24 protein-coding genes and 1 CRISPR repeat array are annotated in these 23,423 nt (G+C 73.4%); of the genes, 11 read left to right on the top strand and 13 right to left on the bottom strand.

Annotated features, from left to right (window positions below):
* Positions 1 to 44 precede the first annotated feature (44 nt).
* Positions 45 to 470, bottom strand: coding sequence for a type II toxin-antitoxin system VapC family toxin (locus O4U47_RS01665; protein WP_270675441.1), 426 nt, complete (start codon positions 468 to 470; stop codon positions 45 to 47).
* Positions 467 to 700, bottom strand: coding sequence for a FitA-like ribbon-helix-helix domain-containing protein (locus O4U47_RS01660; RefSeq protein WP_270675438.1), 234 nt, complete (start codon positions 698 to 700; stop codon positions 467 to 469). Before O4U47_RS01660 ends, O4U47_RS01665 begins: the two co-directional genes overlap by 4 nt.
* 233 nt (positions 701 to 933) lie before the next feature.
* On the opposite strand from O4U47_RS01660, the gene O4U47_RS01655 reads away from it, so the two are divergent.
* Entirely contained in the window at positions 934 to 1,599 is a 666-nt protein-coding gene (locus tag O4U47_RS01655; RefSeq protein WP_270675436.1) for a hypothetical protein, read from the top strand.
* Between the two features lie 19 nt (positions 1,600 to 1,618).
* Here the strand turns inward: O4U47_RS01655 and O4U47_RS01650 are convergent, their stop codons facing one another.
* Complete coding sequence (locus tag O4U47_RS01650; RefSeq protein WP_270675434.1) at positions 1,619 to 1,819, bottom strand: hypothetical protein; 201 nt, start codon at positions 1,817 to 1,819, stop codon at positions 1,619 to 1,621.
* 164 nt (positions 1,820 to 1,983) lie between these two features.
* Between O4U47_RS01650 and O4U47_RS01645 the strand changes: the two genes are divergently transcribed.
* Positions 1,984 to 2,391 (top strand): VOC family protein, encoded by a 408-nt coding sequence (locus tag O4U47_RS01645; RefSeq protein WP_270675432.1) that lies wholly within the window; start codon positions 1,984 to 1,986, stop codon positions 2,389 to 2,391.
* Positions 2,392 to 2,443: 52 nt separating this feature from the next.
* On the opposite strand, the gene O4U47_RS01640 is transcribed toward O4U47_RS01645, so the two are convergent.
* On the bottom strand, positions 2,444 to 3,397 hold the full coding sequence (locus tag O4U47_RS01640) for a quinone oxidoreductase family protein (RefSeq protein WP_270675430.1): 954 nt from the start codon (positions 3,395 to 3,397) through the stop codon (positions 2,444 to 2,446).
* Positions 3,398 to 3,481: 84 nt separating this feature from the next.
* Between O4U47_RS01640 and O4U47_RS01635 the strand changes: the two genes are divergently transcribed.
* Positions 3,482 to 4,102, top strand: a complete 621-nt coding sequence (locus tag O4U47_RS01635) for a TetR/AcrR family transcriptional regulator (protein WP_270675428.1) — start codon at positions 3,482 to 3,484, stop codon at positions 4,100 to 4,102.
* A 27-nt stretch (positions 4,103 to 4,129) separates the two neighbouring features.
* Here the strand turns inward: O4U47_RS01635 and ychF are convergent, their stop codons facing one another.
* Positions 4,130 to 5,224: a redox-regulated ATPase YchF gene (gene ychF / locus O4U47_RS01630; RefSeq protein WP_270675426.1), complete on the bottom strand. Its 1,095-nt coding sequence runs from the start codon at positions 5,222 to 5,224 to the stop codon at positions 4,130 to 4,132.
* Positions 5,225 to 5,482: 258 nt separating this feature from the next.
* Here ychF and O4U47_RS01625 point away from each other — a divergent pair, with 258 nt between their 5' ends.
* Positions 5,483 to 6,427 (top strand): FkbM family methyltransferase, encoded by a 945-nt coding sequence (locus O4U47_RS01625; RefSeq protein ID WP_270675424.1) that lies wholly within the window; start codon positions 5,483 to 5,485, stop codon positions 6,425 to 6,427.
* A gap of 18 nt (positions 6,428 to 6,445) precedes the next feature.
* Here the strand turns inward: O4U47_RS01625 and O4U47_RS01620 are convergent, their stop codons facing one another.
* Complete coding sequence (locus tag O4U47_RS01620; RefSeq protein ID WP_270675422.1) at positions 6,446 to 7,141, bottom strand: alpha/beta fold hydrolase; 696 nt, start codon at positions 7,139 to 7,141, stop codon at positions 6,446 to 6,448.
* A 62-nt stretch (positions 7,142 to 7,203) separates the two neighbouring features.
* Positions 7,204 to 8,520, bottom strand: coding sequence for an MFS transporter (locus O4U47_RS01615; RefSeq protein ID WP_270675420.1), 1,317 nt, complete (start codon positions 8,518 to 8,520; stop codon positions 7,204 to 7,206).
* A 131-nt stretch (positions 8,521 to 8,651) separates the two neighbouring features.
* On the opposite strand from O4U47_RS01615, the gene O4U47_RS01610 reads away from it, so the two are divergent.
* Positions 8,652 to 9,716 carry a LacI family DNA-binding transcriptional regulator gene (locus O4U47_RS01610; protein WP_270675418.1) on the top strand — a complete coding sequence of 355 codons (1,065 nt, stop codon included), beginning with the start codon at positions 8,652 to 8,654 and terminating at the stop codon, positions 9,714 to 9,716.
* A gap of 462 nt (positions 9,717 to 10,178) precedes the next feature.
* On the opposite strand, the gene O4U47_RS01605 is transcribed toward O4U47_RS01610, so the two are convergent.
* Positions 10,179 to 12,683 carry a beta-glucosidase H gene (locus O4U47_RS01605; RefSeq protein WP_270675416.1) on the bottom strand — a complete coding sequence of 835 codons (2,505 nt, stop codon included), beginning with the start codon at positions 12,681 to 12,683 and terminating at the stop codon, positions 10,179 to 10,181.
* Between the two features lie 178 nt (positions 12,684 to 12,861).
* On the opposite strand from O4U47_RS01605, the gene O4U47_RS01600 reads away from it, so the two are divergent.
* Entirely contained in the window at positions 12,862 to 13,452 is a 591-nt protein-coding gene (locus tag O4U47_RS01600) for a TetR/AcrR family transcriptional regulator (protein ID WP_270675414.1), read from the top strand.
* A 167-nt stretch (positions 13,453 to 13,619) separates the two neighbouring features.
* Here O4U47_RS01600 and O4U47_RS01595 read toward each other — a convergent pair whose 3' ends face one another.
* Together O4U47_RS01595 and O4U47_RS01590 are read right to left on the bottom strand one after the other, a co-directional pair.
* A complete protein-coding gene (locus O4U47_RS01595) occupies positions 13,620 to 15,173 on the bottom strand; it encodes a DUF6297 family protein (RefSeq protein WP_270675412.1) in 1,554 nt (517 codons plus the stop codon).
* Complete coding sequence (locus O4U47_RS01590; RefSeq protein ID WP_270675405.1) at positions 15,170 to 15,796, bottom strand: ABC transporter ATP-binding protein; 627 nt, start codon at positions 15,794 to 15,796, stop codon at positions 15,170 to 15,172. Before O4U47_RS01590 ends, O4U47_RS01595 begins: the two co-directional genes overlap by 4 nt.
* Positions 15,797 to 15,909: 113 nt before the next feature.
* Between O4U47_RS01590 and O4U47_RS01585 the strand changes: the two genes are divergently transcribed.
* The 3 genes from O4U47_RS01585 (at position 15,910) to O4U47_RS01575 (ending at position 18,926) form a co-directional block, all read left to right on the top strand.
* The gene (locus O4U47_RS01585; RefSeq protein WP_270675403.1) at positions 15,910 to 17,412 is read left to right on the top strand and encodes a DNA recombination protein RmuC; all 1,503 of its coding nucleotides are present in this window, start codon (positions 15,910 to 15,912) and stop codon (positions 17,410 to 17,412) included.
* Positions 17,413 to 17,789: 377 nt separating this feature from the next.
* Entirely contained in the window at positions 17,790 to 18,158 is a 369-nt protein-coding gene (locus tag O4U47_RS01580; protein WP_270675401.1) for a DUF6542 domain-containing protein, read from the top strand.
* Positions 18,159 to 18,230: 72 nt separating this feature from the next.
* Positions 18,231 to 18,926, top strand: coding sequence for a class I SAM-dependent DNA methyltransferase (locus tag O4U47_RS01575; RefSeq protein ID WP_270675399.1), 696 nt, complete (start codon positions 18,231 to 18,233; stop codon positions 18,924 to 18,926).
* A gap of 118 nt (positions 18,927 to 19,044) precedes the next feature.
* Positions 19,045 to 19,560: a CRISPR direct-repeat array (repeat unit 28 nt; unit sequence GGTCCATCCCCGCGTCTGCGGGGCGCAC).
* A 107-nt stretch (positions 19,561 to 19,667) separates the two neighbouring features.
* Here the strand turns inward: O4U47_RS01575 and O4U47_RS01570 are convergent.
* The 3 genes from O4U47_RS01570 to O4U47_RS01560 all read right to left on the bottom strand — a co-directional run bounded on the left by O4U47_RS01570 (position 19,668) and on the right by O4U47_RS01560 (position 22,193).
* Positions 19,668 to 19,973 (bottom strand): exodeoxyribonuclease VII small subunit, encoded by a 306-nt coding sequence (locus O4U47_RS01570; protein ID WP_270675397.1) that lies wholly within the window; start codon positions 19,971 to 19,973, stop codon positions 19,668 to 19,670.
* A 6-nt stretch (positions 19,974 to 19,979) separates the two neighbouring features.
* Complete coding sequence (gene xseA, locus O4U47_RS01565; protein ID WP_270675395.1) at positions 19,980 to 21,269, bottom strand: exodeoxyribonuclease VII large subunit; 1,290 nt, start codon at positions 21,267 to 21,269, stop codon at positions 19,980 to 19,982.
* A 78-nt stretch (positions 21,270 to 21,347) separates the two neighbouring features.
* On the bottom strand, positions 21,348 to 22,193 hold the full coding sequence (locus O4U47_RS01560) for a patatin-like phospholipase family protein (RefSeq protein WP_270675393.1): 846 nt from the start codon (positions 22,191 to 22,193) through the stop codon (positions 21,348 to 21,350).
* A 316-nt stretch (positions 22,194 to 22,509) separates the two neighbouring features.
* Here O4U47_RS01560 and O4U47_RS01555 point away from each other — a divergent pair, with 316 nt between their 5' ends.
* Both O4U47_RS01555 and O4U47_RS01550 read left to right on the top strand, forming a co-directional pair.
* A complete protein-coding gene (locus tag O4U47_RS01555) occupies positions 22,510 to 22,983 on the top strand; it encodes a hypothetical protein (RefSeq protein ID WP_270675391.1) in 474 nt (157 codons plus the stop codon).
* Positions 22,980 to 23,297, top strand: a complete 318-nt coding sequence (locus O4U47_RS01550) for a transcriptional regulator (protein WP_270675390.1) — start codon at positions 22,980 to 22,982, stop codon at positions 23,295 to 23,297. The genes O4U47_RS01555 and O4U47_RS01550 overlap by 4 nt, the downstream gene beginning before the upstream one ends.
* Positions 23,298 to 23,423 lie beyond the last annotated feature (126 nt).

Below are 23,423 nucleotides of genomic sequence, written 5' to 3'. Positions count from 1 at the left end.
GGCGGATCAGCGCGTCGCGCTGACGCCCTCGATCTTCGGCCTGGTCACAGCCGCTGTTCCCACGGATCGAGCAGTTCGACACCGGTGTGTGCGAAGTCCTTGCTGTTCCTAGTCGCGCACGTGGCGTTGTGCACCAGGCAGATCGCCGCGATCTGCGCATCACGTGCGCTGATCGGCGATCCGGCCGCCTCCCGCGCGACGAGGATGTCCGCGTAGCGCTCGGCGGCCGCGTCATCGAACGACAGCACGGAACGACTGTCCCGGTAAGGCTCGAGCGCGACCTCGATTCGTGTAGTCAGTGCCTTCTTGCGCCTGCCATCAGGGAGGCGGCGCGCCCCGGCCAGCAGCTCCCCCAGTGTCACGGCGGTGATGGCGACGTCACCAGTGAGCGACTCGAGCCACGCGACGACGCCCGCGTCGGGCTGCGGTCGGAAGATCTCTGAAATGACGTTGGTGTCGAGGACGATCACTCGAAGTCCACCGCTCGCGCAACGTCGCTCCGCTCCGGAACCGGAAGGTCCTCGACACCTCCCACGTCCTGCGCCGCCTGCAAGAGCGCCAAGCCGATGTGCGGCCTGCGTGCAGCCTTCGTGAGAATGTCTCGGACCTCTGCCTCCATGGAGCGCCCGTGCTCCTTCGCCTGCGCGGCGAGCTGCCGCTTGACCGACTCATCGAGGCCGCGAACGATGATGGAACCCATCAGAGACCACCCCCTCAGGTGCTATCACCAGCGATAGCATTCCAGCGGAGGCGGCGCTTGAGTTCTTCCTGAGGATGTGCGGCGTGGAGGACACGGCCCCCGTCCTGCGGGTGGCCACCGAGGACGGCCTCACCCCCGACACCCCGCGGCCGGTCCTCCCTGTCCCGGACCGGACGCAACCGTTCCCCTCTTCCCCGCATCGAAGGCATGCCGACGAAGCGAGGGAGCGCAGCATGGCATTCGAGATCCACCACCCCGGCCGCCCCGAGGACCTGTCTCCGGCACCGATGCTGTGGGCCCACGGGGTATTGGGGGCGGCGACCGCAGCGGCCGCCCCCTGGGAGGCGCTTCACCTCTACTCGTTGGACGACGAGGGGCTGCTGATGGACCCCGAAGACGGCACCTGGTGGCGTCTGACCTGGTTCGCCGAAGACACCGCGGTCCTCACCGGAAACGAGCCGCTGGGCTACGAATGCACGGAGTACCGGGGCCTCGTCGACAAGCTGGCCGGGGCCCCTGACCGACTGCCGATCGGATGGCTCGGCGACATGCTCCGCGTCACCACGGCAGGAGAGTGGGAGCCCAGTTTCCTCTACTGGTGGATCGACGGCGACTGGGGCCGCACGGAGTATCCGGAAGGCATCCGCGACGACGGACTGTGCACGGTGGACGGCATGGGCACCCCGGAACGCCTGCAGAGGTACGGGTGCGTCGGGGCCCCCTCCTTGGAGTCGGTGACCGAAATCTTGGAGGCCGCGGCCGCCGGAGCGCTCGCACCGTCGTCGCTGGAGGCCTTCATGCGAGCGTGCGGTGTGGAGGACCCGGCCCCGGCGCTGCGCGTCGCCGCTGAGGGCGGCCTCACCCCCGACGCCCCGCGCCCCGTCCTCAAGGTGACGTAGCCGGGCGGGCCCTCCTGGGTCACAGGCCCGCCTTGTGCAGCGCAGCGCTCGCCCGGAACCTCATCCGTGCACACCGGTCGCGTTCGTCTTCAGGGGTGTCATCGTCGCAGTCGCACCGGTGCCTGAGCCACCGCAGGTCATCCGGGTCGAGCCACAGCGCGACGCGCCCCTGAGCGGCCTCCGCATCGGAATCGGTCGGCACGACTGGGCGCTCATCCATGACGGACATTGTGCCGGTACACGGAAACCGCCGCGCCCGTGCGACGTCGGTATCGGGCCTGCTCTCGGCCTGCGCCAGGATGCCGCCCCCACTCTCATACCGGACACGCACCGTCCGCAATGATCCGTACCGTCGCCTTCGCCCCATCACAGGAGGAGACGGCCATGCAGCTCGCAGCCACCCGCATCATCACCGACGACGTGGACGCGCTCGTCGCGTTCTATGAAGCCGCCACCGGGATCGCCGCCGCGCGGCTCCACCCGATGTTCGCCGAGATCCGCACCCCCTCCGGCACACTCGCCATCGCGAGCTCGGCGACGGTGCCGCTGCTCGGCGAGGGGGCAGCCGAGGCCCGCGCGAACCGCAGCATCGCCCTGGACTTCCTCGTCGATGACGTCGACAAGGCCTACGAGGCCCTCCAGGGCGTCGTCGAGGTGTTCGTCAACGAGCCGACGGACATGCCCTGGGGCAACCGCTCCCTGTTCGTCCGCGACCCCGACGGAAACCTGGTCAACTTCTTCACCCCGACCAGCCAGGCCGCACAGTCCCGGTTCTCCGACCAGGGCAGGTGATCGGCGACGGATCGGCCGGAGGTGGCGGCCCCCGGCCGATCGTCCTGCCCCCTCAGGGAACGATCACGGTCCGCTCGCCCCTGGCGTCCTCGTGGGCCCACGCCGAGGTGACTTCGCTCAACGGGACGACGCGCGGGCTCACGGCCACCTCCCCCTTCGCGATGAGGGCCGCCAGGCCGGCCAGGTCGGCGCGTTCGAGATCGACCGACCCGAATCCACTGCCGCTGATCCGCAGCGCGTTCTGGCGGAAGAGGTGCCCGCCGAGCGTGATCTCGAGCCCGCCCGTCCCGCCGACCTGGACCCAGTCGAGGACCCTGACGTGGTCGGTCCGCGCCCGGCTGATGGACTCCATCGCGCGTTCGGTCCCCGGCCCCCACACGTAGTCGAGGACGGTGTCCACGTCCGCAGCGGCGGCGGCGAAGGCGGCGGCCGTCTCCTCCTCGTCCGGGGTGATGGCGATGATGTCGTCCGCCCCCTCGGTGAGCAGCTGCTCCAGCCGTTCGCGGTTGCGCCCGGCGGCGACGACCCTGGCGGCGCCCACGGCCTTGCCGATCTTCACCGCCATCGACCCGGCGTTGCCGGTCGCACCGATGACCAGCAGGGACTGGCCCGGGCGGAAGCCGACGCGTGCGTGGAGCGCTGTCCATGAGGACATCGCGGGGTTCATCGTGGCCGCGACGACCGCCGGGTCGGCGTCGTCGGGGACGGGGATGAGCGTGGCGGGATCGACCGCGATCCGCTCGGCGAGCGTCCCCGTGGCCGGTGCCATCACCATGGCGAGGCGCCCGTCGCGGCGCCGCACGACGGCGTCGATCCCGGCGATGATCGGGGGCCTGGTCGTGTTGGTGTAGTGCTTGCCGGAGGCGAATCCGCGTGTGGCCGGGTGGATTCCCACGGCCAGCACGTCGACGACCTCCCTCCCCTCGTCGGCGACCGGGGCCGGGACGGTGGTGTACCGGGGCGGTTCGCCGAACGCCTCGACGACCGCGGCATGGACAGTGGACATGATCTCCCCCCGAAGATACAAGCGTGTATCTAATATCGCCGATACTAGCCCCGTCGCATAAGATACACAAGTGACTCTTGGGGGATGGGAATGACCACGGGGACCACGGGGCCGGACGGCCCGCGGCCGGGCGCGAAGGCGACGAGAAGACGGGGGGCCGAGCTGCACGCCGCACTGCTGAGCGCCGCGTGGGACGTCCTCGTCGAGAAGGGGTACTCCGGCTTCACCTACGACGCGATCGCCGCACGCGCGCAGACCAGCCGAGCGGTGCTCTACCGGCGGTGGCCGCAGCGGCACCTGCTCCTTGAGGAGGCTCTGCGGAAGGCCTGGGCGCCGGTGCCCCTCCCGGACACCGGCGGCCTCCGCGAGGACGCGATCGAGCTGCTCCGCTCCATCGCCGCCGCACGCGGGACGCTGATGACGGTTCTCATGCAGAACCTCGCCGACTACTACCGCGAGTCCGGCAACACGCTGGAGGACCTCAGGGAGATCATCGGGGCGGCGCACCGCGAACGGCCGTTCCACGCGCTGGTCGAGCGCGCGGTCGAACGAGGGGAGATCGCAGCGGCGCCCCGGAACGACCGCGTCCTCGAACTCCCGCTCGACCTCCTGCGCCAGGACATGCTGATGAAGGGCGGAGCAGTCCCCGACCACACACTCACCGAGATCATCGACGAGATCTGGCTCCCACTGCTACGGCGCTGACGAGATGTCCGCCCCGCCCCCGCCGACTCACACGTTGAAGCGGAACTCCACCACGTCGCCGTCGGACATCACGTAGTCCTTGCCCTCCATGCGGACCTTGCCCGCGGACCTCGCGGCCTGCATGGTGCCCGCATCGATCAGGTCGTCGAAGGAGACCACCTCGGCCTTGATGAACCCGCGCTGGAAGTCGGTGTGGATGACTCCGGCCGCCTCAGGGGCCGTCGCACCCTTCTTGATGGTCCAGGCGCGGGACTCCTTCGGGCCCGCGGTCAGGTAGGTCTGCAGCCCCAGGGTCGAGAAACCGACCCGCGCCAGCTGCGCCAGGCCCGCCTCGGACTGGCCCATGGACTCCAGCAGCTCGGCCGCCTCGTCGTCGTCGAGCTCGGCCAGCTCGGCCTCGATCTTGGCGTCCAGGAAGATGGCCTCGGACGGCGCCACCAGCTCCGACAGCTTCGCGCGCACGGCCTCGTCCGCCAGCTCGTCGGTGTCGAGGTTGAACACGTACAGGAACGGCTTGACCGTCAGCAGGTTCAGCTCGCGGATGGCCGCCAGGTCCACGCCGCCCTCCGCGGCGCCCGTCGACAGGCCCTTGCCGGACTCCAGCACCGCCAGCGCCGCGCGCGCCGACTCCAGGGCCGCCTGGGCGCCCTTGTCCTTGGCGTTGCGCTTGGCGTCCTTCTCCAGCCGCGGCAGCGCCTTCTCCAGCGTCTGCATGTCGGCCAGGATCAGCTCGGTGTTGATCGTGTCGATGTCGCGCGAGGGCTCGATGCCGCCGTCGACGTGGGTGACGTCCGGGTCGTTGAAGACGCGGATCACCTGGCAGATGGCGTCGCTCTCGCGGATGTTGGCGAGGAACTGGTTGCCCAGCCCCTCCCCCTCCGAGGCGCCGCGCACGATGCCCGCGATGTCGACGAAGTCGACCGTGGCCGGGATCGTCTTCGCGGATTCGAAGATCTCGGCGAGCTTGTCGAGGCGTGGGTCGGGCACACCCACGACACCGACGTTGGGCTCGATGGTCGCGAACGGGTAGTTCGCGGCCAGAGCGTCGTTCTTGGTCAGCGCGTTGAAGAGGGTGGACTTGCCGACGTTGGGCAGCCCGACGATCCCGATAGACAGACTCACAGCCCCCGAGTCTAGTTGCGCCGGGGCCGTGGCCTCGCCGTCCGTGCCTCCCGACCGGCCCGGATCGCCCTCGAACGCCCGTTCTGGGCCCCACGGGACCCCGTAGAGGCGATGGGGGACTTTTCGGTTACAGATCGTCGATCTTCGGATGAAATGCCCTGCGCGCCCGGACGCCGCGCAGTACGTTCGAGTCCTGCCGTGCGTTCACCCCGGTGCGGGGTGCGCGCGCGCCGACCGTATCGACTGGGGGGATCGAGAATGGTTGCCGGGCAGGTCCGAGCGTTCGTCCAACGCCACCCGGTGGTGCGCCACGCCACCCGCCGGATCCGGATCCGGCTCCCCGTCAGTCTCGGGGGCATCGACCCCGAGCGCGTGCCGCCCCGGGTCCGCCGGTTCGACCTGCCGCTGCCCCGCCGCGCCGGGGCCCCGCGCACCGGCCCCGACGCCCTGTGCGTGCGCACGCCCGGCGACCTGTGGACCCCCGGCCGCCTGCACGCGCGCGGGCTGCCCGGGTACCGTCCCGAGGCGCTGGCCTGCTTCCTCGCAGTGCTGGAGCACGCCCGCCCCGGCGCCGTCCTCGACGTGGGCGCCAACGTGGGCGTGTACGCCGCCCTGGCCGCCGCGCGGACCCGGCGCAGAGTGTTCGCGTTCGAGCCCGCCCCGCGTGCCGCGCGCGCGGCACGGGCGATCGCGGCCGACAACGGGTTGAACATGGACGTGGTGGAGCTGGCGCTGAGCAACCACAGTGGGAGCGGCCTGCTGCGCCTCTCCCCCGACGACGCCTCCAACTCCCTGCTGCCCGGCGCGGGCCCGGCGGCGGGCCGGGTGACGGTGCCCGTGCGGCCGCTGTCGCACTGGCGCGAGGAGGCCGGTGTCCTGCCGTCGGTGGTGAAGATCTCGGCGTGCGCGTCCGAGCCCGACGTGGTCTCGGGCAGCCTGGAGGTGCTGCGGCGCTTCCGCCCTTGGGTGCTGTGCGAGGTGCGCCCCGGGTACGGCATCGGCCAGCGGCTCACCGCCCTGCTGGAGCCCTTGGACTACCACTGGTACCGCGTCTCCGGCAGACCCCCGTACTCGCCGCAGCCCTCGATCTCCGAGGGGACCTCCCGGCGCGGCGGCATGTGGCTCTTCGCCCCGACGCCCGCCCCCGAGGGCCTGTGGGCCAGCGCGGAGGCGTGGCGGGCCGCCATCGACGACTGCCGGTGACGGCCCGGGGCGCGCTTCCTAGATCCAGCCTTCGAGGCTCTCCATATAGGCCGCGAAGTCGTCCCGGTGGCTGCAGTGCCCCGTCCCGGCGACCACGCGCACCTCGAACCCGCGCTCTTTCAGCCGGTCGGCCCCTTCAGGGGAGATGGTGAAGCTGGGGTCGGCCAGCTGCACCAGCGACGGGACCACCGGCTTCCCGGGGATGTGGTCGCTCCCCGCGCAGGCCTCCACCATGCCGAAGAACTCCGGGTCGAACAGGGTGAACCCCGCCGCCTCGGCCTGCACGTCTGCCTCGCTCCAGCGCGGGTTGGCCTCGGCGATCGCCGCCGGGGAGGCGGCGGCGACCATCGCGCGCATGGCGGCCAGGTCGCCCTGGCGCACGGCGGAGAACTGCCATGCGGGGTCGTAGTAGACGGCCCGGTGCGGGCGCAGGCGTTCGACGGCCAGGGACAGCGCCAGCCCTCCCATGGAGTGGCCGATGGCCAGGTCGGCGCCCTCGGGCAGGCTCTCGGCCAGGTCGGCGGCGAGGAGCTCGGGCGTGTACGCCCCGCGCGCGCTCATGCCGTGCCCGCGCAGGTCGGGGGCGATGACCCGGTAGCCGCGTCCGATGAGCGCGTCCTCGACCGCGTGCCAGGTCCGGTGGTCGGACATGGCGCCGTGGACGAGCAGCGCGGTCCGCTCGCCGTCACCGCCGGTGTGCACGTTGAGCCGCATGGTGGTGGCCCCCTTCCGTCGATGGTGGGTGCCGGCGGGTCGGCACCCACCGGCGGCGCCGGTCAGGCGACGCCCTTGACACGGGTGATGGCCAGCGCCCCGAGCAGGGACAGGACCGCGCCGACGATGAACAGGTACTGGTAGCCGCCGAACAGCACGACGATCCCGCCCGCCACGAACGGGGCGATGATCTGCGGTCCGGCGTTGGCGATGTTGAGCACGCCCAGGTCGCGGGCGGCGTCCCCGCCCGCGGGCAGCACGAGGGTGACGATGGCGTGGTCGGCGGCCATGAACACCCCGAAGGCCGCCCCGGCGATGGTCGCCCAGACGAGGATGCCGGTGAAGGTGGGCACGAGGACGGGCACCACGGTGGCCGAGGCCGCGATCAGCCCCGCGACGAGGACGAAGGGGCGGCGCCGCCCGATCCGGTCCGACACCGGCCCGATGACGGCGGTGCAGGCCACGGTGAGCACGGTGTTGGCGATGGTGAGCACGGGCACCGCGTCGGTCGGGGACAGGCCCTCGGGCAGGGCGATGTAGTCGGACAGGATGTAGACCTGGTAGCCCAGGATCGCGAAGAACCCCATCATCATCAGCGCCCGGCTGGTGAACGCCCAGGTGAAGTCGGGGCTGCGCAGCGCGGAGCCGAACCCCTTGAGCTGCTGCACCAGCGGGTTGGGGCCGCCGGAGGTCCGGGGCGGGAGCGCGTCGCCGCGCGGGTCGTGGGTGAGCGCGGTGAAGAGCACGGCGACCACGACGAGGGCGGCGCCGAGCAGGATGTAGCCGAGTTCGAGCCGGCCGACGAAGCGGGCGGCGACCAGGCTCCCGGCGACCAGGCCGAGGGACTGGGCGATGCCCATGACGGCCGAGGCGCTGCCGCGCCGCTCGGCGGGGACCCGGTCGGGCACGGTGGCGGTGATGGCGGCCTGGTACACGTTGCCCATGGCCTGGGCGACGCACCAGCCCACCGCCAGCAGCCAGAGGGCCGGGGACAGGCCCATGACGGCGAGGAACGCCACGACGCCGAGCGCACCCCCGAGCATCCACGGGTTGCGCCTCCCCCACCGGGTGCGGGTGCGGTCGGACAGCATGCCGCCGATGGGGTTGAACAGGGTGGCGAATATGGCGCTGACGCCGGTGACGACGGCGAGGTTGATCTCCTTGGAGGCCGGGTCGAAGGCCTCGACCTGGACGGGCAGCAGGATGCTGACGACGCCCAGGTACATGGCGTACAGGGCGAGGTTCCCGACGGCGTAGAGGGCGAGGAACCGGGAGAGGCCGCGGCGCCCCCAGCCCCCGGCCCGGGGTGCGTCGGTTCCGGGGCTCCCGGGGGTCCCGGAGGCGGATGGCGGCGGGGGTACGGGGGAGGTATCGGGCACGGGAGGTCTCCTTCAGCCGGCAACGGCGTGAACGGTCGGCGCATCCCCCCAGGTCGTGCGCTGATTAGACGTTTAACCTAAGCGACCGGGCCCGCCGCGTCAACGGGGGCGGCGCGGCACAATGGGACGCGATGAGCGCGACCCGATCCCGTCCCCCGACCATCACCGACATCGCCCGGCAGGCCGGGGTGTCCACGGCGACGGTGTCCTATGTCCTGAACGACACCCCGGGGACGCGTATCCCCGAGGCGACGCGCCGCAGGGTCACCGAGGCCGCCGACGACCTGGGCTACGTCCCGCACGCCAGCGCGCGCTCTCTGCGCACGGGCCGCAGCGACCTGGTCGTGTACGCGATGCCCGCGGTCACGCTCGGCCCGTTCGCGGCCCGGTTCCTGGCCGGGCTCGCCGACGAGCTGCAGGACCGGGGCTTCACACTGGTCCTGCACGGCGACAGCGCCTCGCGCGGGGTGCGGGCGGCCCGGAGGTGGGCGCGACTGCGCCCGGCGGCGGTGATCGCCGAAGGGCACCGGCTCACCGACGCGGCCAGGGATCTTATGCGGCGGTCGGGGACGGTGCTGGTGGCCTTGGGCGGAGCGCCCGAGGCGGGCCTGCCGACGCTGGTGCTGGACCACCGGGGCATGGGCGAGGCGGCCGGGCGCCACCTGGCCGGGCGCGGGTGCCGGGACGTGGCCGCCGTTATCCCGGCCGAGCCGGTCCTGCGGGACATGGGCGAGGCGCGGGCCGTGGGCGTCGAGGAAGGCCTCCGCGGGGCCGTCGAGGGCGACGCAGGCGGCGGGCAGTCCCGCGACGGTGAGAGCGCGGACGGGGACGCCATCGCCATGCGGCGCACGCCGATGGAAGAGACCCCCGAGGACGCCGGCCGCGTCGTGCGCGAATGGATCCGCGACGGGCTGCCCGACGGGGTGTTCGGCTACAACGACGAGCACGCGGGCCTGCTGCTGTCGGCCCTGATCGACGCCGGGGTGGAGGTGCCCGGCCGGGTGCGGCTGGTGGGCGCCGACGACCTGCCGCTGTGCGGGATGCTGCGGCCCCGGCTGACGTCGGTGGGGCTGCGGGCCGAGTACGCGCCCGCCGAGGCGGCGGAGCGGCTGCTCTCCCTCATCACGGGCGAGGAGGGCGCGGACCGGCCGCTCCGCCTGTGGACACCGGAGCTGCGGGTGCGGGCATCGTCGTAGTCGTCGAAGTGACACGGACGCCTTTCGTGTCGTGGCACACCCGCCAGGCGACGGCGATGGAGGTCGGCGGCCCAACCTGCAGCCTTGTCGGCCGTTGGGTGTGTGCGTGGTCACCGTGAGGGGCGGCGACGGCAGAAGCGGGGCGGTTCCCTGGGCCTGCCTGCCGTCCGCCCGGCCCCTCGCGGTCCGGGGCGGCGGCTCGGCAGGTACCCCGCTCATGGACCCCGGCCGGGAGGCGGCACACCAGTGCGCCTTCCCCGCGATGATCTCGACAAAAGTGCTGCCATTTCGGCGATTTTGGCAGCACTTCCGTCGAGATCATCGCGGAGGGGGCCGAGCGGGGGGCGCATACCAGGCATACCGGGCGCGGCGGGAAGGATTCGGCGATCCTGCGCGGCGAAATGGATGCTTTTCGCGTGATCGCGTGGCGGTCTCGCCACGCAGGATGACCCCGGCTCACCGCTACGCGCCCGACTCCGTCTCTACCGTCGCGGACAGGCGCGTGTCGGCGTAGGACCGTCCGACGAGGACGTCGTACGCCCCCGGAACGAGGCGCCATGCGCGGGCCTCCTCGTCCCACGTCTGAGCCGCGCGCCTCGGGACGGTCAGCAGGGCCTCCGCCGTCTCCCCCGGGCCCGCCTGCACCGTCGCGAACCCCGCCAGCCAGCGGGCCGGGCGGTCCCCCGGCTCATGCGGGGCCAGGTACACCTGCACGACCTCGCGCCCCGTGCGCTCGCCCGCGTTGGTCACGCGCACGCGCACCCGGGCCAGGTCCTCCCCGCCGATCCCGGCCGACTCCACCTCGACGTCGTCGTAGGCCCAGTCCGTGTAGGTCAGCCCGTGCCCGAACCAGTACGCGGGCGCCGTCCCCGCGCGCTCCCACGCCCGGTAGCCGATGAACACGCCCTCGCCGTAGTCCAGGTGCCCATCGGTCGGCACGACGTCCCACACCGGCACGTCCTTCTCCGCGGCGGGCCAGGTGGTGGGCAGGCGCCCGCCCGGCTCCCGCTCGCCCAGCAGCACGTCGGCCAGGGCCGCCCCCAGCTCCTGCCCGCCGAACCATGTGAGCAGCACCGCGTCCACGTCCTCACGCCACGGCATGAGCACCGGAGAACCCGCGTTGACGACGGCGACCGTGCGCGGGGCGGCCCCGGCGACGCGCGCCACCAGCTCGTCCTGGCGGCCGGGCAGCGCCAGGGTGGAGCGGTCGAAGCCCTCGGACTCCACGTCCTCGGTGGTCGCCGCGATGACGACGGCGACGTCGGCGTCGGCCGCCGCGGCGACGGCCTCGGCGATCAGGGTCTCGTCGTCGGCCATGGGGTCGCCGTGGGCGAGGCTGAACCCGACGAAGGCGAAGTCGCCCATGGCCTGGCCCGTGGTGTGGTGGACGACCTCCACGCGGACCGGTTCGCCTTCGGTGAGTTCGACGGCGGCCTCCCTCCGGGGCGGGTGGAGGAAGGCCGTCGCGGGGTCGCCGCCCTCCGGCTCGATGGTCCCGTCGAAGAGCGTCTCGCCGCCGACGCTGAGGACGAACCGGCCGACGCCCGCGATGGCGAAGATGTGCGTCCCCGAGGTGGCGGGGGTGAAGCTCCCTGAGGCGACGACCTTGGACAGCTCCCCGGGGACGACGCCTTCGGGGAGCTCGCCGATCCAGCGCGCCGTGCCGTCGACGAGGGGTTCGGACGCGACCTGCACGCCGTCGGTGTCGTAGAAGGCGGCCGTCAGCGGCCCGGGAAGGGGCGGGTGGTTCTCCCTCGGGTCGGCGCCGACGCTGTAGGTGAGCTCCACGCCCTCGGGAAGGGCGTCGCGGAGCCCTTCCAGGGGCGTGACGGTCCGTTCGGCGAAGACCGTGGCGCTGCCGCCGCCGCTGGTGCGCGCTTCGGACGCGGCGAGCCCGATCAGCGCCACCTTGCGGACGTCCCCGCTCGGCGCCGTGTCGAGGGGCAGGGTGCGGTCTTCGTTGCGGAGGAGGACGAAGGAGCGCGTGGCGACCTCGCGGGCGACGGCGCGCCCGTCCAGGGGCTCGGGCAGTTGCGCCTCCGGTACGACCGGATCGGCGCCGTCGAGCAGCCCCACGCGCGCGGCGAGCAGGAGCATCCGCCGCGCCATGGCGTCGACGGCTGACTCGGGAACGCGCCCGTCCCGGACGGCGGCGACCAGGTTCGCGCCGTAGACCGTGTCGGGGCCCGGCATCGCGGCATCGAGCCCGGCGAGGGCGTCGCCCACGGTGTCCCGGGCGGCCGTCCAGTCCGACACGATGAACCCGTCGAAGCCGAACTCGTCCCGCAGCACCGCGTTGAGCTGCCGGTGCTCGGTCATCGTGGTGCCGTTGACCTTGTTATAGGCGGCCATCACCCCCCAGGGGCGGGCGTCGGCGACGATGTGCTCGAAGGGCGCCAGGTAGGTCTCGCGGAGCGCGCGCTCGCCGACGCGGTTGTCGACGGTGAAGCGGTCGGTCTCGGCGTCGTTGGCGACGAAGTGCTTGACGGTGGTGCCGACGCCGCCCTCCTGCACGCCCCGCACGTAGGCGGCGCCGATGGCCCCGGTCAGGCGGGGGTCCTCGGAGTAGCACTCGAAGTGGCGGCCGCCGAGCGGGCTGCGGTGCATGTTGACGGTGGGGGCGAGCAGCACGTGCACGCCCTTGCGGCGGGCCTCTTGGGCGAGGAGGTGCCCGGCGCGCCGCACCAGGTGCGGGTCCCAGGTCGCGGCGATCGCGGTCGGGCTGGGGAGCTGCACGGAGGGGTCGTCGGGCGTCCACCGCTCGCCGCGCACACCGACCGGGCCGTCGGACATGACCAGTCGGTCCAGGCCGATCTCGGGGGCGGGGGCGATGGCCCACATGGAGGCGCCGGAGAGCTGGTGGGCCTTGCCCTCCAGGCCGAGCCGGGCGAGCGCCTCGTCGACGCGGCGCTCCCGCCGCTCGTTCGCTTCCTGCGCCGCGGCCGCGGCGGGTTCGGGTGCGGGCATGGCGTTCCCCTTCGGTCTCGGCCCGTGGGTGGCCCAATTCACCTACCGAGTACTCGGTAGAAGCATTCGGTGCCGAGTGTAGGCCGCGCCCCCGGGGCGCACCAGCCCCCTCGCCGGGGTAGCCTCGCGGCACCGCGGCAGGCGGCGGTCGGCAGGCGCGACGGAGAGGACCAGGGGCATGGGAACAGGGCGAGAACGGCGGCGCCCCGGCTACGCGCCGGGCGGGCGGCGGGACGCGATCCTGGACGCCGCGCTGGACGAGTTCGCGGCCGGGGGCTACAACGGCACCTCACTGGCCAAGGTCGCCGAGCGCGCGGGGCTGACCCAGCAGGGGCTGCTGCACTACTTCCCCAGCAAGCAGGCACTGCTGGTGGGGCTGCTCAACCGGCGCGACGAGACGGACGCGGCCGCCGCGGAGGACGAGGGCGTCGACCTGGTGGAGATCGTGCGCCGCAACGTCGAGCGGCGCGGCATCGTGCAGGTGTACACGGTGCTCAGCGCCGAGTCCGTCACCGAGGGGCACCCGGCGCAGGAGTTCTTCCACGACCGGTTCGACCGCCTGCGCACGAAATTGGAGAAGCGGCTGCGGGACCGGCACGGCGACCGGCTGCCGTCGGGGGTCGCCCCCGGCGACGCGGCGGCCCTGCTCGTCGCCGCGATGGACGGGCTGCAGACGCAGTGGCTGCACGACCCGGAGGCGGTCGACATGCCCCGTCTCGTACAGGTTCTGGCCGACGCACTGACCGATCGCCTGAGCGACGCGGACTGACGCCCGGGCGGCGCATACCGGACACTTCGGGCGTGAAGGCAGCGCTCCGGCGATCCTGCGCGGGGAAACAGTGGCATTGAGCATGATCGGGTGGCGATTCCGCCACGCAGGATCGCCGGAACCTTTCCCCCGCCCGGAATGCGTTACCCGGTCGTCCCCACCGGCGCCTACCGGCCGGTGAGCGCCCTCCCCTTCCCGGCGGCCCAGACCGCGAGCAGGACGGTGGCCGCAACCGTCCAGACCGGCACCATCGGCCCCGGCAGCATCCCGGACAGCGGCGGGGCTGCGGCGAGCACGGCGGCCGTCGGCCCCTGCAGGTGCCACATGAGCACCTGGATCGGCGCGGTGTTGCCCATCGGCGACTCGTAGCCCGTCCACAGGTGGGCCGGGAGCCGACCGCGGAACGTCCCGCCCAGCGCCCCGGCCACCACGGCCGGCAGCATCGCCGCTAAGACCAGGCCCCGCACGCCGACCAGGGCGAAGGCCACCGCCACGCCGGGCACGGCCGCCAGGAGCAGCACGGCGAGCGGGACGCCCCCGTGCAGGAGCACCGCGGCCGGGGGCCGGTGCGGCAGCAGGAGGAGGCGCTGCGGGACCGCGGCGGTGTAGTCGGCCCCGACGAGGAGGGGCCGGGCGGCGGCGTACAGCAGCAGCGCAGCGGCGACCGCCGCACCCGCTTGGAGCGCGGGGTCCGCCCCGGCCCCCGCGGCGACGGCGACGGCGGACAGGGCCGCGAAGGCCGTCGAGCGGACCGCGGCCACCGGGTTCCGCAGCAGCCCGGTCACGTCGCGCCAGAGCACCAGGGCTCCGGCGCGGGACGGCGGGCGCAGACGCAGCCGGGTCGAGGGGGCGCGGCCGGCCCCCTCCCGGAGCATGTCGTGGCCGAAGGTCGGCTCGCTGAGCCATATCCCGTAGCGGAGTGCGGCGTGCATGTCGGCCCGCGAGCGCAGAACGTCGGCGGGAATGCCGCCGATCGGGCGCTCGGCGGTCACCGCTGCGGCGGTGACCACGGCCGCCGCCGCAGCGAGCACGCCCCACGGGCCGGTCGCGGCCAGGGCCGCGACCGGCGCGTCCCAGACCCCGAGCGCGGAGGCGAACAGCAGCGCGGCCACGGCCAGCGCGAACGGGGTCAGCCAGGCCAGCACGCGGGGGCTCTCCGGGAAGCGGACGACGGCGGCGCCCACCGCGGCGCTGCCGACCCCCGCCAGGCCGCCGGCGAGGATCGCGGGGGCGAGTGCGACCGACCCGATCACCGCGGCGGCGGCCAGCCCGGACAGCCCGCCCACCGCTCCGCGGACGGCGTAGGCGCGCAGCAGCAGCGGACGCAGCAACGGGCGGCGCGGGACGGGGAGCACCAGGAGCCAGTCGACCATGGGCCGCTCGACCGCGATCGGCCCGCGGACCAGGGCGTCGCGGACGGACAGCCACAGGACCGCGAGCACCGCGAGCGCGATCAGCTCGGGGAGCACGGGGGCGACGCGCCCGGCCCACGCGGGCGGCTCGGGGGCGGCCAGCGTCGAGTCCAGCCAGGACAGGAATGACATCCCCGCCATCAGGGCGGTGAAGACGGCGATGTAGACGCTGGTGGCCGTGCTCTCCTCCGAGCGGCCGCGGGCGGCCCTGCGCGCCCGGCGCAGGCGCCGGACGACCTCGTCGGCGGCGGCCGGGGAAGGGACCGCGGTCGGGCGCGGGGGCGTGGCCGGGGCCGGGGACGGGTTCATGACAGGTCCGTCCGCGCGTCGCAGACCCGGTCGGCGAGGGCGTCGCTGTGGGTGGCGAGAAGGACGGCCGTCCCCCGCTCCCGCGCCTCCTCGACGAGGACGGCCAGCAGGTCGCGGGCGTCGCCGTCGAGGTGGCGCTCGGGCTCGTCGAGGACGGCCAGCCTCGCGGGCGGCCGGACCAGGATTCCGGCGAGCATCATGAGCTGCCGCAGGCCTTTGGACAGGCGCCCCGGCGCCATGTCGGCGTGCCCGGAGAGGCGGCAGCGCTCGACGGCCCGGCCGACCAGCTCCGCGGCCCCGCGCCCGGCGCCGTGGCCGATGGCGGCCAACTCCAGGTGCTCGCGGACCGTCAGGTCGGGGTAGAAGACCGCCTCGTCCAGGACGAACACGTCGCGGCGGAACTCCAGGTCGGTCTCGCGCGGAGGCCGCCCGCACACCCGCACCTCGCCTTCGTCGGGCTCCTCGCGCCCCGCGACGACGCGGACGAGCGTCGACTTGCCCGCGCCGTTGGGGCCGCGCACAGCGAGCCCGCCGCCCGCCTCCAGGCGCAGGTCGATGGGGCCGAGGACGCGCCGCCCGCCATAGCGCTGCACGACGCCGTCGGTTGTGAGTACCGGATCCACGGACCCGAGCATGCCAGGGTCCGGGGTGCGGGGTTCATCCCGGCCGATGTCCTGACGCATCCCGCGCGTGGCGGAAAGGCCCCGGACGCCGAGGATTGAGAACATAGGCCGCCATGAACGGCCTTGAGATGATCCTGGTGCTTCTGGTGGGACTGGCCATCGGGGCGGCCTTGGGGTGGATGCTGGCACGCAGCCGCACCGCCGAGTCCCACGCCCGCGCGCGCGCCGCAGAGGAGCGCGCCGCCTACATCGAGGAGCAGCTCGCCGACAAGTTCCGCGCGCTCTCCGCGCAGGCGCTCGACGACACCAACCAGCGCTTCCTGGAGCTGGCGGAGGGGCGCCTCAGGGCGGTGGGCGCCGAGGCGGGCCAGGACATGGAGCAGCGGCGCCAGGCCGTGGAGCGGCTGGTCGAGCCGTTGCAGCAGGCGCTCTCCAAGGTCGAGGGGCAGTTGCGCGAGGCCGACGCCGGGCGCAGGGCGGCCCACGCCGAGCTGGCCAAGCAGGTCGAGTACGTCAGGGAGGGGTCGGACCGGCTGCGCGACCAGACGCGCGCGCTGGTGACCGCCCTGCGCCGCCCCGAAGCGCGCGGGCGCTGGGGGGAGATGCAGCTCCGGCGAGTCGCCGAGATGGCCGGGATGAGCTCCCACTGCGACTTCGAGGAGCAGGCGAGCGTGCGCACCGACGACGGGGTGCAGCGGCCGGACATGGTGGTGCGCCTGGCCGGGGGAAAGAACATCGTCGTGGACTCGAAGGTGTCCCTGGCCGCGTACCTGGAGGCGGCCGAGACCGACGATGAGGACGTGCGGGCCGAGCGGCTGCGCGCCCACGCCCGGCACCTGAGGGCGCACGTCGACCAGCTCTCCGGGAAGGCGTACTGGAGGGCGTTCGACCCGGCCCCTGAGTTCGTGGTGCTGTTCATCCCCGGGGAGGCGTTCCTGGCGCCCGCCCTGGGGGAGGATGCGGGGCTGCTGGAGTACGCGATGGGGCGCAGGGTGCACATCGCGACGCCGACGACGCTGGTGTCGCTGCTGCGGACGGCGCAGTACGCGTGGCAGCAGGAGGCGTTGAGCGAGAACGCGCGCGAGGTGTTCGAGCTCGGCAAGCAGCTGCACTCCCGCCTGGCGACGCTGGGCGGGCACGTGGACGGGTTGGGGCGCGCGCTGTCCAAGGCGGTGGCCTCGTACAACCAGACGGTGGGGTCGCTGGAGAGCCGGGTGCTGGTGACGGCGCGGCGGTTCGAGCGGCTGGGGCTGGTCGAGGAGGAGCTGGAGGCGCCGCGCGGGGTCGAGGAGCAGGCGCGGCCGCTGGCGTCGGCCGAGCTGACGGCCGGACTCGCGGGGGATCCGGCGGCCGGGTCGAGCGCCGGGGCGGCGGCGGGGTCGAGCGTCGGTCCGAGCGCCGAGCCGAGCACCGGGGCCGGCCCCGGGCCGGGCGATCCGCCGCACCCGGAACCGGAGGTTGCGCTGCCCGGAAACGGGCAGGAGGAGACGGAAAACGGTGCGGACACGGCCCACACCGAACTGTACGGCGGCGCCTTCGCGGCACCGGATCCGGAAGACGCGGCCGACACGACCCCCGGGAAAGAGCACGATTATTCACCACGAGTGACACACTGAACACTGTGAGTCATACAAGGGAGCGTGCGGGCATGGCCACGCGGAACACGGAGTCGCCTGAGGACCCTCGGGCCCCCTTCTTCGTGCCCCCGTCGCCCCGCCGGCGCGGAAGCACCGACCCGGCCGCCGAACGGTCGGCCTCCGGAACGGCGTCCACGCCCAAGGGCGGGAAGGCGAGGGCACCGTCGCGCACCCAAGGGCCACGCAAACGGCCCCGGGAGGCGCCCCGGCGCACCGGACGCCAGGAAGCGGCGCGGAAGGCGCCCCAGAAGGCGCCAAGGCAGGCGCAGAAGCCCCAGGCGGGCGGCGGGGGCGCCGCCGGGGCCGCTGGGCCCGCCGGGATACGGCTGACCGGGCGCGGCGGCGTCCTGGTGATCATGGCCGCGAGCCTGTCGGCCGCCCTCACCGCCGACGCCACCGGGTGGGGATTCCTCAACGGGGCGGCGTTCGTGGTGGCCTGCGTCGTGGCGGCACTGCTGGTACGGCCGTCGGACCTGCTGGGGCTGACGGTGAGCCCGCCGCTGGCCTACTTCACGGCGGCGGTGGCGGCCGAGTGCGTGCTGACGCTGGGCAGCACCGGTTTCGTGCGCGCGCTGGCGCTCGGCATGGGCACGCGGCTCGCCGACATCGCGCCGTGGCTGTTCCTCGGCACCGCGCTGGTGCTGATCATCTCGGTGTTCCGTGGGCTCCCCTCCAACGTGCGGGCCTTCAGCGACGAGCTCAACGGGCGCCGCCCGCGCGCCTGAGGCATCACGTCACCAGGGCGATCACGGAAAACCGGTGTCGGCCTTCGGCGGGGCGCTGGCAGACTGCCCGGCATGATCCCGTTCTCCGATTTCGACACCCGCAGGTACCCGACCGTCGACGTGGCCACCGGCTACGGCGCCTGGGCGAAGACGTACGAGGGCACGGTCGAGGACCTGATGGACATCGACCTGCTGGAGCGCCTGAGCGGCCCGGAGTGGGCGTCGGTGCGGCGCGCGGCCGACCTGGGGTGCGGGACGGGCAGGACCGGCGCCTGGCTGCGCGGGAAGGGGGCGCGGGGCCTCGACGGGGTGGACCTGACCCCGGAGATGCTGGCCATCGCGGAGGAGAAGGGGGCCCACGAGAGCCTCCGCGTGGGCGACGCGACCGACAGCGGGCTTGAGGGCGGGGCTTATGACCTGGTCATCTCGTCGCTGATCGATGAGCACCTGCCGGATGTGGGACCGCTGTACGCGGAGGCGGCACGGCTGGCGCGGCCGGGTGCGTGGCTGGTGATGGTGACGTTCCACCCGCAGTTCATGATCACGACCGGGATGCCGACCCACTACACGGACACCCGGGGGCGGTCGTTCACGATCGCGACACACCTGCACCTGGTGAGCGACCACGTGCGAGCGGCGGTGGCCGCGGGCTGGCAGCTGAGGGAGATGCACGAGGGCGTCGTGGACGACCGGTGGGTGGAACTGAAGCCGAAGTGGGCGAAGTTCCGGAGCACACCGGTGTCGGCGGTGTACGCCTGGCAGAAGTGAGGTAGCGGGCCGGGCGGCCGGAGAGGGCGGGGGCGTTCACCCCCTGCGCGGGGAGAGACCCACCTGCGGCGAGGCAGGGCGCAGCGCCGTGCTCACGTTGATCGTTAAAGTCCTGGGCAGTCCATCCCCGCGTCTGCGGGGCGCACACCACGGCCACCCTGCACGCCCTGGCCCGCGCCGGTCCATCCCCGCGCTTGCGGGGCGCACCGCCTCATCAGCATCGAGACGAAGCAAGGCCGCGGTCCATCCCCGCGTCTGCGGGACGCACGAGCTCGACTGGTACACCCGCGACAACCGGATGGGGCCGTCCCCGCGTCTGCGGGGCGCACCTCCGCCTCCACGAGGAAGGCCTGACCGTCGTCGGTCCATCCCCGCGTCTGCGGGGCGCACCCCGGGCGGACCAGAGGCACGCCCGCGTCTTCAGGTCCATCCCCGCGTCTGCGGGGCGCACGGGTCCGCCCCAGACGGGGCGGGCCCTTTCGTGGGTCCATCCCCGCGTCTGCGGGGCGCACTCGTAGGCCCGCGCGTGCGGCGCCGCCGACCGCGGTCCATCCCCGCGTCTGCGGGGCGCACCTACGGGCAGCAGCCCCGCCCCCGCCCCTCCACGGTCCATCCCCGCGTCTGCGGGGCGCACTCTTTCTCACCTGGGACGATGTGCGGCGTTACTGATTTGCGATCGAATGCGGAACGCTTCTGACCGCCCCCGCCCCTCACCGCTTTTGAGTTGTCCTCAGGCGCAGTCTAGAACGGCGTCTCCGCCTCGCCGCCGCCGTTCCCGTTGCCCTCGGGGGCGTTCTCCTCCATGGCCACCGCCAGCTTCGCCCGTGCCCCCTCAAGCCACTGCTCGCACGTCTTCGCAAGCTGCTCGCCGCGCTCCCACAAAGCCAGCGACTCCTTCAGGGTCAGGCCGCCCGACTCCAGCCGACGCACCACGGAGTCCAGCTCCTCGCGGGCCTCCTCGTAGCTGAGTTCCGGCTCTTCGGCCGCGCCCGCCTGCTCCGGGTTCTCCGTCTCGGCGGCTTCAGCCGTGCTGCTCTTCTTCGCCATGTCCCCTCACTCGTCCCCGGTCTCGTCTGCGCTGTCCGTGCCGTCCGCGCTGTCCGAACCGTCGGCGTCGTCCGCGTCGTCCCGGCCGTCCATCTTGTCGCCCGCGGTGGCCTTCAAACTGTCCTCCGCGAACCGCAGCCGCAGCTCATCACCCTTGGACACCTCATCAGCCGACCGGACCACTCCCCCGTCCGGCCCCTGCACGATCGCATAGCCGCGCGCCAGCGTCGTCGCGGGTGACAGCGCGTGCAACCGCGCCCTCGTGTGCCTCAGGTCGTCGCCCGCCCGGTCCAGCGACACCGTCACGCACCTGCGCGCGCGGTCCCGCAGGCCCATCACCTGCTCGGTCAGCCGGTCCATCTCCTGCACGGGGTTGGCCAGCACCGGCCGGGACCGCATGCCCTCCAGCCACGCCATCTCCCGCGCGACACCACCTTCGATCACCCGGCGCGCGCGGTGGCGCAGCCCCCGGATGAGCTCCAGCTGCTCCCCCACGTCCGGGATGGTCTTCTTCGCCGCATCCGTCGGGGTCGACGCCCGCACGTCCGCTACGAAGTCCAGCAGCGGCGTGTCCTGCTCGTGCCCGATCGCGCTCACGACGGGCGTTCCCGCCGCCGCGACCGCCCGGACCATCGCCTCGTCGGAGAACGGAAGCAGGTCCTCCAGGCTCCCGCCGCCGCGCGCGATGATGACGACGTCGACGCCAGGGTGCCCGTCCAGCTCCTTCAGCGCCTCGGTCACCTCGCCCACCGCACGGTCCCCCTGCACCGCCACCTCGCGCACCTCGAACCGGACGGCCGGCCAGCGGCGGCGGCCGTTCTCCAGCACGTCGCGCTCGGCCGCCGAGTCGCGCCCGCAGATCAGCCCCACCGTCCCCGGCAGGAACGGCAGCGCGCGCTTGCGCGCCTCGTCGAAGACGCCCTCGGCGGCCAGGGTCTTGCGGAGCTGTTCCAGCCGGGCGAGCAGCTCGCCCAGGCCCACATGCCGGATCTCCAGCGCCAGCAGGGAGAACGTTCCGCGCGCCACGTAGAAGTCGGGCTTGGCGTGGATGACCACCCGCGCGCCCGGCTCGGGCACCGGGGTGGTGGCCTGCAGCACCCGTATGGGGCACACCACGCGCGCCGACACGTTCGCCACCGGGTCGCGCAGGGTGATGAAGGCGGTGCCGCCGCGGCGGTTGAGCTCGGCGATCTGCCCCTCGACCCAGATGCGGCCGAGGCGCCCGATCCACCCGCCGACGGCCTGCATGACGACGCGCACCGGCTGCGGGGACTCGGCGGAGCTCTCCATACCCATGGCTCAGAGCCTAGAGGAGCCCACCGACGGTTCCCCTCGCGGCGGGCCGGGGCGGCGGCCCCGGAGCGGTGTGGGCCTTCAGCCGCCCCACACCTCGCCGACCACGCGCAGGACGTCCGGTGCCTGGGTCCGGCCCGCGCGCGCGGCGGGTGCGCGGAACCTCGGGTCCAGCACGTTGCCGCCGAACGCCGCCACGGCCTCCTTGTCCGGCGTGACCAGCACGGTCTTCGGGTCGCCGGGCAGGTCGGAGAGCTGGGCGGCGGGGCCGGGCAGCGGTCCGATCCCGTGCGCGATAGGGGCGAGGACGACCACCCGGTCGTACCCGGCCGCAACGTCGATGTTGGCCGTGGAGTACACGCCGCCGTCCATGTAGACGGACCCGCCGGCCGGTACCGGGGGCCACACGCCGGGCACGGCGCAGCTCGCGGCGACCGCGTCGACGATGGGCACGCCGCTGTCCCGGTCGAACACCTTGCGGCGGCCGGTGCGGACGTCGACGGCGGCGACGCGCAGGTCGGCGTCGGGCCAGTCGTGGGAGACGAGGCGGCCCGCGATGACGGCGCGGCGCTCGGCGACGGAGGCGTTCGGGCGGCGGAGCGCGCTGCGGTGGGCGGCGCGGCCGATACGGGCCCGCGCCCGGTCGGGGTCGCGCTCGATCAGGTACGCCGAGACGAAGCCGAGCAGGCCCGCGCGGGACAGGTGGGCGCTCACCTCCCCGTCCGGGGGCGCGAGCTGGCGTTCGTAGAGCTTGGCGAGCGGCATGCCGGAGGTGGCCTGCGCGCCGACGACGGACCCTGCGGAGGTGCCGACGACCAGGTCGGCGCCGGTCAGGTCCAGCCCGGCCTCCTGGAGCCAGGAGAGCATGCCGATCTCCCAGGCGATCCCGGTGATGCCTCCGCCGCCGAGCACCAGGGCCTTGCGCATGCCGAGCCTCCTCGTTCGAGGTGTCCGCCTGGCGTCGACCGCGCGAGGGCCGGTCGCTACGAGGCCGGCCCCTTCGAAGTCAACGCGGTTGTGGTCCGCCGGGTCGGCGGGGTGGTCCAGGGGTCAGAATATGCCGCCCGGTGGCGCGGGACACACCCGCGGGGGTCGAAGCGCGAGCGACGAGGGCATGCGGCCGGGGGCGGACCGCGTCCTCAGGTCATTCCGCTCCCCCGGCTGCCCGGTCCCTTCTCGCTGAGGGGCTGTGACCCCACTCCCTCACTTGACGACATGGAAAGTCAATGCTTCACTTTCCGGTATGGAAACACAGAATCCCCCGAGCGGCCGGCCCTCCCCCGAGGAGGCCGCGGCGGCACTGCAGGAGACCGAGAAGCTCACCACCGACGTCGCCGGTGTCAAGGTGCCCGCCTGGTACTTCCCGGTCCTCGGAGCCGTCGTCGCCCCCTACGGCCTGATCACCGTCCTCCCCGACACCCCGCTCGGCATCGGGGCCACGTTCGCCGGGATCGCCGCCTTTCTCGCCGCCGTCGCGCTCATCGCCCACTTCGGCGTCAAGCAGATGGGCGTGCTGCGCTGGCTCACCTGGAAGGAGACCTGGCCGGTCTTCGTCCCCTGCGGGGTGCTCACGGCCGCCGCCCTCGCGGCGAGCACCGTCATCGACTCGAACTGGCTCTGGGTCGGGCTGTCGGCCGCGCTCGGCGTCATCATCGCCGGATTCGGCCCTTACCACCGCCGCACCAGCCCCTACTACAGGCAGAGCGATTCCCAGTGACGACCGATCCCGCATCCGCCGCAGCCGACGGCTTCAACCCGACCATCCACGCCCCGAACCGGCTCAAGATCTGCGCCGCGCTCCACGCCGCGGGCTCGGGGGGCCAGGTGGAGTTCGCGACCGTGCAGGACAAGCTCCAAATCAGCGCATCGGTCCTGAGCAAGCAGGTGAGCACCCTGGTCGGCGAGGGGTACGTCCACCAGAACCGCGCCACGCGCGACCACAGGCAGCGGGTCTGGCTGTCGCTGACGAAGGAGGGGCGCGCCGCCTACGAGGCCCACGTCGCCGCACTGCGGGCGATCGTCGAAGGCTGACCGCGGCGCCGGCCGAGGGCCGACCGAGAACCGCCCTTCCCGCACCATGTCCCCGCCGGGGACCGGCACCCCTCTCAGAGTGGGTGCCGAGCCCATGGGGCCCGCGGCGACGCGCGCTTACCGTCG

Origin of the sequence: Nocardiopsis suaedae, assembly GCF_027706745.1 — a bacterium.
GTDB classification, from domain to species: domain Bacteria; phylum Actinomycetota; class Actinomycetes; order Streptosporangiales; family Streptosporangiaceae; genus Nocardiopsis_A; species Nocardiopsis_A suaedae.
Note: the sequence above shows the minus strand (reverse complement) of the source record. Positions and strands in the feature narration are given on the sequence as shown.

Bases quoted from the DNA above. Each gene is read 5' to 3' on its own strand.
- O4U47_RS01635 (WP_270675428.1), top strand. From the start codon at position 3,482: ATGGGAATGACCACGGGGACCACGGGGCCGGACGGCCCGCGGCCGGGC.
- O4U47_RS01575 (WP_270675399.1), top strand. From the start codon at position 18,231: ATGATCCCGTTCTCCGATTTCGACACCCGCAGGTACCCGACCGTCGAC.
- O4U47_RS01610 (WP_270675418.1), top strand. From the start codon at position 8,652: ATGAGCGCGACCCGATCCCGTCCCCCGACCATCACCGACATCGCCCGG.
- O4U47_RS01640 (WP_270675430.1), bottom strand. From the start codon at position 3,397: ATGTCCACTGTCCATGCCGCGGTCGTCGAGGCGTTCGGCGAACCGCCC.
- O4U47_RS01585 (WP_270675403.1), top strand. From the start codon at position 15,910: ATGAACGGCCTTGAGATGATCCTGGTGCTTCTGGTGGGACTGGCCATC.
- O4U47_RS01645 (WP_270675432.1), top strand. From the start codon at position 1,984: ATGCAGCTCGCAGCCACCCGCATCATCACCGACGACGTGGACGCGCTC.
- O4U47_RS01595 (WP_270675412.1), bottom strand. From the start codon at position 15,173: ATGAACCCGTCCCCGGCCCCGGCCACGCCCCCGCGCCCGACCGCGGTC.
- O4U47_RS01625 (WP_270675424.1), top strand. From the start codon at position 5,483: ATGGTTGCCGGGCAGGTCCGAGCGTTCGTCCAACGCCACCCGGTGGTG.
- O4U47_RS01660 (WP_270675438.1), bottom strand. From the start codon at position 700: ATGGGTTCCATCATCGTTCGCGGCCTCGATGAGTCGGTCAAGCGGCAG.
- O4U47_RS01580 (WP_270675401.1), top strand. From the start codon at position 17,790: ATGGCCGCGAGCCTGTCGGCCGCCCTCACCGCCGACGCCACCGGGTGG.
- O4U47_RS01560 (WP_270675393.1), bottom strand. From the start codon at position 22,193: ATGCGCAAGGCCCTGGTGCTCGGCGGCGGAGGCATCACCGGGATCGCC.
- O4U47_RS01620 (WP_270675422.1), bottom strand. From the start codon at position 7,141: ATGCGGCTCAACGTGCACACCGGCGGTGACGGCGAGCGGACCGCGCTG.
- O4U47_RS01570 (WP_270675397.1), bottom strand. From the start codon at position 19,973: ATGGCGAAGAAGAGCAGCACGGCTGAAGCCGCCGAGACGGAGAACCCG.
- O4U47_RS01555 (WP_270675391.1), top strand. From the start codon at position 22,510: ATGGAAACACAGAATCCCCCGAGCGGCCGGCCCTCCCCCGAGGAGGCC.
- O4U47_RS01650 (WP_270675434.1), bottom strand. From the start codon at position 1,819: ATGGATGAGCGCCCAGTCGTGCCGACCGATTCCGATGCGGAGGCCGCT.
- O4U47_RS01600 (WP_270675414.1), top strand. From the start codon at position 12,862: ATGGGAACAGGGCGAGAACGGCGGCGCCCCGGCTACGCGCCGGGCGGG.
- O4U47_RS01655 (WP_270675436.1), top strand. From the start codon at position 934: ATGGCATTCGAGATCCACCACCCCGGCCGCCCCGAGGACCTGTCTCCG.
- O4U47_RS01605 (WP_270675416.1), bottom strand. From the start codon at position 12,683: ATGCCCGCACCCGAACCCGCCGCGGCCGCGGCGCAGGAAGCGAACGAG.
- xseA (WP_270675395.1), bottom strand. From the start codon at position 21,269: ATGGGTATGGAGAGCTCCGCCGAGTCCCCGCAGCCGGTGCGCGTCGTC.